Genomic DNA, 3,527 nt, shown 5'->3' with positions numbered 1-3,527 from the left:
TTTTTCAAGTTTTCCTACCATTTTTGCAAAGTTTTTGATAAATTTATCAATTTTCTTGCAAATAAAGATGGCCTTTTTTATAAATTTATTCACTATATGAATGATTTATCAACATATCCGATCATTCTTCAGGGACGACTAGTTAGTTAATCAGTGAAAATTAGGTTACCGCCAAATTATAAAAATTTTATTCATGTTATACATTTTGCAATTTTTTTTTGTGTCTGGCGGAAAATGAAAAGATCATCCGGTTGGTGCTCAGCGCCAACCGGATGATTTTTACCTACATAATCATTACTTTACCGGAAACAGGTTTTGCTGCGCCGAGTGCTTCACTGCGTGAAGACGGTGAAGATTCGCCGACAACAATCTCGTATTCTCCCCCGATTTGCACCAGATTTCCCTTATCATCCACCACCGAAAGGTCTTCCGGTGCAAGGGTGAATTCCACATCCTGTGTCCGTCCCGGTGCAAGAAGAACTCTCTTTACCCCCCTGAGGGATGCGAGGGGAACCCGGAAAGCTGCTCTGGGCGGTTTAACATACAACTGCACAACTTCTTCTGCTTCCAGTTTTCCTGTATTACCAACAGAAACCTTTACCTGAAGGGTCTTCCCTTTCTGAAGCTGATCAGTGCTTAAACGGAGATCAGAAAAGGAAAAACTTGTATAGGAAAGCCCGAAGCCGAAAGGATACAACGGTTCTTTTTCCATGAAGCGGTAGGTACGGCCGGTCATACTGTAATCTTCAAAGGGCGGAAGCTGATCAAGGGACCGGGGAAATGTGACCGGCAGGCGGCCGGAGGGAACGGCATCACCATATAATATATCTCCCACGGCATTGCCTCCTTCTTCCCCAGGATACCAGACAAAAAGAATCGCATCGGCCAGTTCCTCCACTTCGGGCATGGCAATAGGACCTCCTCCCGTAACAATCACGATAATAGGTTTGGTATTACCTTCCCTGAGTTTTTTGAGGAAATTAACCTGGTTGGCAGGCAAACCTATATCCAGCCTGTCGCCCTTTGTTGCGGAAGCGATGGATTCCCCCTCTTCTCCTTCAAGGTTGCCGCTCAGCCCCATTACGGCGATTGTTGCATCAGCCTGTTTGGCTTCGCCGGTTGTCCAGTCAATAGGATTAATGTTTTCCCGGTCAAGAAGACAACCCTGCTTGTACTGGATGAAACAACCCGGAGGCACCTTGGCGGCAATACCGGCAAGAATGGTATTCAGGTTATCACTTACCCCATAGTAATTGCCGAGCAGCACCTCAGCATTGGTGGCATTGGGACCCACTACATATATATATCGTGTATCCTTTTTCAGCGGAAGAACATGGTTTTTGTTTTTCAGCAGGACGATCGATTTACGGGCTGCTTCGCGGGCCAGGGCTTTGTGTTCCGGACTGTGAATGGCCGATTCGGGGATCTTGGCATAGGGTACTCTGGAGGGAGGATCAAACAGTCCCAGCCGGAAACGGGTGAGAAGAAGCTGAACCAGAGCACTGTCCACTTCCTGCTCCTTCACCAGGCCTTGCTTAACAGCTTCTATCAGAGAGGGATAATAAACAGAACCACAATTGAGGTTAACGCCTCGTTTTAAAGCCAGGGTAGCGGCCTCCACGGCATTCTTAACCACCTTATGGCCCTCGTAGAAATCAACCAGAGCCCAGCAGTCGGAAGTAATATAGCCGTTAAATTTCCATTCCTTGCGAAGTTTTTCCTGCAGCAGGAAAGTGTTTCCGCAACAGGGTTCGTCATTGGTACGGTTATAGGCACACATAACACCTTCCACACCGGCTTCTACCAGCTTTTTGAAAGCAGGCAGATAGGTTTCGTTCATATCCTGCATGCTTACCACCGCATTGAATCCATGCCGCAGTGCTTCCGGCCCGCTGTGCACGGCAAAATGCTTGGCACAGGCAGCTGCCTTAAGGTACTTTGGGTTATCGCCTTGCAGGCCTTTTACAAAAGCCGACCCGAGGGTTCCTGTCAGCCAGGGGTCTTCCCCGTAGGTTTCCTGCCCCCTTCCCCAGCGTGGGTCGCGGAAGATATTGATATTCGGCGTCCAGTAAGTTAATCCGCCGTACTGAAGCCGGTTACCCCGTTTATCGGCGGCATGGAAGAAGGCCCTTCCTTCATCACCGATAGCTGAAGCAATTCTGGAAACCAGGTCAGGGTCAAACGAGGCCGCCATGCCGATAGCCTGCGGAAAAACAGTTGCCTTTCCGGCCCTTGCCACTCCGTGCAGGCATTCACTCCACCAGGGATAGGCGGGAATTCCCAGCCTTTCGATGGCCGGCGCATTGTACATCATCTGCTGAACCTTCTCCTCAAGAGTGAGACGGGATACCAGGTCTTTTGCCCGTTCCTTTATTGGCAGAGAAGGATCCTGAAAAGGATACTGCACATTGGCTGTTTCCTGTTTCGGCTCACCTGACGGAATGCAGGCCGGAAGAAGAAGAAACAGTAAAAAGAAAGCAAACAAAGTATTTTTCATTGGTTGAGTATTTGGTGCGGTTTAACTTTGGCCCAATTTATAAAATTCCGCCAAATCAGGAAACAATATTATTCGAAGGTTTCTGCCTTTTGCCTTTCGCTGTTCGCCCTTCACTGTTTATTTATCGCGGAGTTTAGAGCCAGGGGCGGATGGTGCGCATCGGGAACCGGGAAAATTCCACCTATTTTACTATCTTCATACCTTGAATTATTTCCTTTTTCATGCGGTTTACCCTGCTTTTTCTGATCGGCTTTATGGCAGCCGGACACTATTCCGGAGCCCAGACAGCATCATCGGTAAAACTGAATCCGTTGCCGGAAGACCTTCATGCATGGAAACGGTACGAACCGGCATTGAAATTCTCAGGATTGAGAGTTACCGCTGAAGGGATCATATTCAATGCAGGGAAGTACAGGGATGCCGCACAATTTTTCAGGGAAAAGTACGACGGAATGATAGCAGAGATTGTTCCGTTTACGCCCTATACCTGTCCGGCAGGACAGGCATTCACAGAGCCATCGCGGCGCAATGGGAAAAAAGCTTTCAACGGAATACCTGTTGTGCCGGTTTACCGGTCAAAGATCCTCCGGCTCAATGAACAGGGAAGATCCTCCTATAAGCCCAACGATCTGGTATATGTCAGCCTGGGCAGTCTTCCGGCAGGAATTCCCGACCTGCGCGAAATCAATATCCTCTTTCTGAAAAACAACCGGATATGCGGAATAGTGAGTTTTCATCACCTGCGCGATACCATGTTCCGCTATTATCCCCGTATTCCGCTTATTCCCATTCCTCCGCCTGATCTGTGCACCTGTTACCAGCCGCCGGAAAAACTGCAGACTGTATCGTTCCGGTTTTACTATGCGGTGAATGAAACCATACCCGACCCGCAGATGATACAACGTGTGCAGAATTTTCTGCACGATAATTTTTCGGGGATTTCCCGGATTACGGTAACTTCATTTGCCAGCGTCGAAGGCAACTATCCGGTCAACTACCGGTTGTTTCTCAGCAGAGCTGCGATTCTCAG

The 3,527-nt window shown here is 48.5% G+C and carries 2 protein-coding genes; one reads left to right on the top strand and one right to left on the bottom strand.

Translation table 11 applies throughout. The annotated features are described in order from the left end of the window. Positions 1–283: 283 nt before the first annotated feature. Positions 284–2,497 carry a glycoside hydrolase family 3 protein gene (locus tag GX419_13565; protein ID NLI25724.1) on the bottom strand — a complete coding sequence of 738 codons (2,214 nt, stop codon included), beginning with the start codon at positions 2,495–2,497 and terminating at the stop codon, positions 284–286. Between the two features lie 221 nt (positions 2,498–2,718). On the opposite strand from GX419_13565, the gene GX419_13560 reads away from it, so the two are divergent. Then, on the top strand, positions 2,719–3,527 hold an 809-nt coding region (locus GX419_13560), incomplete at its 3' end, for a hypothetical protein (GenBank protein ID NLI25723.1).

The organism is Bacteroidales bacterium (genome assembly GCA_012517825.1).
Classification (GTDB): Bacteria; Bacteroidota; Bacteroidia; order Bacteroidales; family JAAYUG01; genus JAAYUG01.
This window is presented reverse-complemented; position numbering and strand designations above follow the sequence as displayed.